Origin of the sequence: Actinomyces sp. S6-Spd3 (assembly GCF_000758755.1) — a bacterium.
Lineage (GTDB): Bacteria > Actinomycetota > Actinomycetes > Actinomycetales > Actinomycetaceae > Pauljensenia.
In genome coordinates, this window is sequence record NZ_JRMV01000107.1 from 1 (window position 1) to 650 (window position 650).

The following is a 650-nucleotide window of genomic DNA, read 5'->3' on the forward strand; positions in this document are numbered from 1 at the left end:
GGTCAAGGCGACTCCTTAAGCTGACTTCCTCCATCATCGCAGATCGGGCAGGGCCTTGTTGGGCCGTATCGAAAGGTAGAGCGTTCACGCTGTGACCACTGCCGGTGCCAGGGGAACGCGATACCTAAAATAGACTTAAATCGAAGTGAGGAAGGAAGCATCATGAGCGACGGGCTAAGCCATAACATGACGGCGTTGGAAACCGAGGGGGCACGGGCGCTACCAGCGGCCAAGGACGTGGCACAACGTTTTGAAGTACAGCCACATCCGGCGCCTGCGAGCGAGGAAGCCTGGGCGAAGGCAATGGATGACCTGAGCTTCGGTGCGGCCTATTCGGACCACATGGCCCGCGCGATTTGGACGAGGGGGCAGGGGTGGCACAGCAAGCAGGTTGTCCCGTTTGGCCCACTTACCCTTTCTCCGGCTGCGGCGGTGCTGCATTACGGGCAAGAGATTTTTGAGGGAATGAAGGCATACCGTCACGACGATGGGTCAATCTGGACTTTCCGCCCCGGCTACAACGCGGCTCGCTTTAATGCGTCAGCAAGGCGTATGTGCATGCCGCAAATGGAGGTAGACGATTTTGTGGGTGCGATCTCTGCCCTCGTTACCGAGGACGCAAAGTGGGTGCCCACCCCGTTTGGTTCCTC

1 pseudogene is annotated in these 650 nt (G+C 58.8%); it reads left to right on the top strand.

Annotated features, from left to right (window positions below):
- Positions 1-162 precede the first annotated feature (162 nt).
- Positions 163-650: pseudogene (locus tag HMPREF1627_RS00655) on the top strand (branched chain amino acid aminotransferase); the annotation flags it as partial.